Raw genomic sequence first — 3584 nt, 5'->3', positions numbered from 1 at the left:
TCCTCTGCGTATCTTTCGCGTCCTCTGCGTCCGGCTGTCCGGTATTCACTCCACCGCGTCCGCGGCCTGGCGGGTGAGCATCGCCAGCACGTTCGCCACGGTCTTGCGCAGTTCGCGGCGGTCGCAGATCAGGTCGACGGCGCCTTTTTCCTGCAGGAACTCGGCGCGCTGGAAGCCTTCCGGCAGCTTCACCCGCACCGTGGACTCGATCACGCGCGGGCCCGCGAAGCCGATCAGGGCCTTGGGCTCCGCGATCACCACGTCGCCCACGAAGGCGAAGCCGGCGCTCACCCCGCCCATCGTCGGGTCGGTCAGCACGCTGATGTAGGGCAGCCCCTTCTTGGCCAGCCGCGTGAGGGCGGCGTTCGTCTTGGCCATCTGCATCAGCGACAGCAGGCCTTCCTGCATGCGGGCGCCGCCGGTGGCCGTGAAGCACAGGAAAGGCACCTTCTGCTCGATGGCCGTCTCGACGCCGCGCGCGAAGCGCTCGCCGACCACGCTGCCCATCGAGCCGCCCATGAAGTCGAACTCGAAGGCGGCGGCCACCAGGTTGATGCTGTGCACCGAGCCGCCCATCACCACCAGCGCGTCGGTCTCGCCGGTGTTCTCCATCGCTTCCTTGATCCGCTCCGGGTACTTGCGGCTGTCCTTGAACTTGAGCGGGTCGACCGGCACCACTTCCTGGCCGATCTCGTAGCGGCCTTCGGCATCGAGGAAGGCGTTCAGGCGCGCCCGGGCGCCGATGCGGTGGTGGTGGCCGCAGCTGGGGCAGACGTTGAGGTTGTGCTCCAGGTCGGTCTTGTACAGCACCGAATCGCAGCTGGGGCACTTGATCCACAGGCCCTCGGGCACGCTGCGCCGCTCGTTGGGATCCGTCGGCTGGATCTTCGGGGGCAGCAGTTTTTCCAACCAGCTCATGTCGATTTTCTTTCTCGGGGGATCTCAGGAGTCTAGCGCGGCGCGGATCTCGCGCAGGAACGCGGCCAGCTGGGGCAGGACTTCTTCACGCGGCAGGTCTTCCACGACCTGGATGACCTTGCTGCCGATCACCACCGCATCGGCCACCCGGCCGACCGCCTTGGCGCTGACGGCGTCGCGGATGCCGAAGCCCACGCCGACCGGGATCTTCACGTGCTTGCGGATGCGCGGCAGTGCCTCTTCCACCGCGGCGGTGTCGAGGTGGCCGGCGCCGGTCACGCCCTTGAGCGACACGTAGTAGACGTAGCCGCTGGCGACGCGGCCGACCTGCTGGATGCGCTGCTCGGTGCTGGTGGGCGCCAGCAGGAAGATCAGGTCCAGGCCCTGCGCCTTCAGCTGCGCGGCGAATTCCTCGCATTCCTCCGGCGGGTAGTCGACGATCAGCACGCCGTCCACGCCTGCCGCCGCGGCGTCGCGGGCAAACGCGCCCTTGCCGTTGGCGAGCTCGTAGCGCTCGACCGGGTTCGCGTACCCCATCAGCACCACCGGCGTGGCCGCGTCGCGCTGGCGGAAGGCGCGCACCATTTCCAGCACGTCCTTCAAGCCGATGCCGAGTGCGAGGGCGCGCTCACCCGCCTTCTGCACCACGGGGCCGTCGGCCATCGGGTCGGAGAAGGGCACGCCCAGCTCGATCACGTCGGAGCCCGCTTCGACCATCGCGTGCATCAGGTCGGGCGTGATGTCGGCGAAGGGGAAGCCGGCGGTGATGTAGGGGATCAGCGCCTTGCGCCTGGCCTGCGCGAGGCGTTCGAAGGTCGCGGCGATGCGGCTCATTGCTTCGGCCCTCCCTTGAGCGTCAAGCCTCGCATGGAGGGGCGGTCGTAGAAGTCGACGCCGGCCAGGTCCGCCACCGTGCCGATGTCCTTGTCGCCGCGGCCGGACAGGTTCACCAGGATGTGCTGGTCGGGCCGCATCGTCTTGGCCAGCTTCATCGCGTAGGCGACCGCGTGGCTCGATTCCAGCGCGGGAATGATGCCTTCGGTGCGGCAGAGGTAGTGGAAGGCGTCGAGCGCTTCCTTGTCGGTGATGCCGACGTATTCGGCGCGGCCCGTGTCCTTGAGCCACGCGTGCTCGGGGCCGACGCCCGGATAGTCCAGGCCGGCGCTCACGCTGTGCGTCTCGATGATCTGGCCGTTGGCGTCCTGCAGGATGTAGGTGCGGTTGCCGTGCAGCACGCCCGGCGCGCCGCGCTGCAGCGAAGCCGAATGCTTGCCCGAATCGAGCCCCTCGCCGGCGGCCTCGACGCCGATCAGCCGCGTGCCCTCGAACGGGATGTAGGGATGGAAGATGCCCATCGCGTTGCTGCCGCCGCCGACGCAGGCGATCACGGCATCGGGCTGGCGGCCGGCGAGTTCCGGCATCTGCTCGATGCACTCGTGGCCGATCACGCTCTGGAAGTCGCGCACCATCATCGGGTAGGGGTGCGGGCCCGCCACCGTGCCGATGATGTAGAAGGTGTTCTCGACGTTGGTGACCCAGTCGCGCATTGCCTCGTTGAGGGCGTCCTTGAGCGTGCGGCTGCCGGACTCCACCGGCACCACGCGCGCGCCCAGCAGGTTCATGCGGTAGACGTTGGGGCTTTGCCGCTGCACGTCGTTGCTGCCCATGTAGACCACGCATTCCAGGCCGTAGCGGGCGCAGATGGTGGCCGTGGCCACGCCGTGCTGGCCGGCGCCGGTCTCGGCGATCACGCGCGGCTTGCCCATGCGCTTGGCGAGCATGGCCTGGCCGATCACGTTGTTGATCTTGTGGGCGCCGGTGTGGTTGAGGTCTTCGCGCTTCAGGTAGATCTGCGCGCCGCCCTGTTCGCGGCTCATGCGCTCGGCGTGGTAGACGGGCGAGGGGCGGCCCACGTAGTGCTTCAGCTCGTACTGGAATTCGCGCAGGAACTCCGGGTCGTTCTGGTAGCGCGCGTAGGCTTCGCGCAGTTCGCTGATGGCGTGGGTCAGCGTCTCGCTGACGAAGCTGCCGCCGTAGATGCCGAAGTGGCCGGTGGCGTCAGGTTGCTGATAGGAGGGCATTCCGGGACCTTGCAAGAAGCACGTCGGCGGCGCGCACGGCCGCGACGAACTGATGGATCAGGCCGGCGTCCTTGATGCCCTTGGAGGACTCGACGCCGGAACTCACATCAACGGCCAGCGTGGCGAAGCGCGGCCGCACCTGCAGGATGCCGTCGCCCACGTTTGCAGGTGTGAGCCCACCAGACAAAACGGCGTGACAGCTGGCGTTTGGTGGCAGGCGTGACCAAGGGAATGTCCGTCCGGCGCCGCCGTAGCCCTGGACGTGGGCGTCCAGCAGCAGGGCGGTCGCCTGTGAATACTGTGCGGCAAATTCTAGCAAGTCGAAGGGCACGGAGGCGTCCGCCGGGATGCGCGCCGCGCGCATCCAGGGCCGGCCGGCGGCGGCCTCGGCGCACTGCTGCGGGCTCTCGTCGCCGTGGAACTGCAGCAGGGCATTGGGCACGCGCTCGCAGGCGGCGCGCACGGCCTGCGGGGCCTCGTTCACGAACAGCAGCACCGGCGTGACGAAGGGCGGCAGGCGCCGCGCCAGTTCGGCGGCCCGCTCGGGGCTCACGTAGCGCGGGCTCTGCGGGTAGAGCACCAGGC

General features: G+C 68.6%; 4 protein-coding genes. All 4 read right to left on the bottom strand.

The features are described from left to right. Positions 1–45 precede the first annotated feature (45 nt). From accD to VFM98_RS11365, 4 genes are read right to left on the bottom strand one after another with little or no spacing between them, the layout of a single operon-like run. Positions 46–918 (bottom strand): acetyl-CoA carboxylase, carboxyltransferase subunit beta, encoded by an 873-nt coding sequence (gene accD / locus VFM98_RS11380; protein ID WP_325110034.1) that lies wholly within the window; start codon positions 916–918, stop codon positions 46–48. Positions 919–942: 24 nt separating this feature from the next. Next, entirely contained in the window at positions 943–1752 is an 810-nt protein-coding gene (trpA, locus tag VFM98_RS11375; protein ID WP_325110033.1) for a tryptophan synthase subunit alpha, read from the bottom strand. Then, positions 1749–2999, bottom strand: coding sequence for a tryptophan synthase subunit beta (gene trpB, locus VFM98_RS11370; protein WP_325110032.1), 1251 nt, complete (start codon positions 2997–2999; stop codon positions 1749–1751). The genes trpA and trpB overlap by 4 nt, the downstream gene beginning before the upstream one ends. Then, positions 2977–3582 carry a phosphoribosylanthranilate isomerase gene (locus VFM98_RS11365; RefSeq protein WP_325110031.1) on the bottom strand — a complete coding sequence of 202 codons (606 nt, stop codon included), beginning with the start codon at positions 3580–3582 and terminating at the stop codon, positions 2977–2979. Before VFM98_RS11365 ends, trpB begins: the two co-directional genes overlap by 23 nt. Positions 3583–3584: the final 2 nt, after the last annotated feature.

It is taken from the genome of Ramlibacter sp., assembly GCF_035706265.1.
GTDB lineage: Bacteria > Pseudomonadota > Gammaproteobacteria > Burkholderiales > Burkholderiaceae_C > Ramlibacter.
This window is presented reverse-complemented; position numbering and strand designations above follow the sequence as displayed.

Bases quoted from the DNA above. Each gene is read 5' to 3' on its own strand.
- trpA (WP_325110033.1), bottom strand. From the start codon at position 1,752: ATGAGCCGCATCGCCGCGACCTTCGAACGCCTCGCGCAGGCCAGGCGC.
- accD (WP_325110034.1), bottom strand. From the start codon at position 918: ATGAGCTGGTTGGAAAAACTGCTGCCCCCGAAGATCCAGCCGACGGAT.
- trpB (WP_325110032.1), bottom strand. From the start codon at position 2,999: ATGCCCTCCTATCAGCAACCTGACGCCACCGGCCACTTCGGCATCTAC.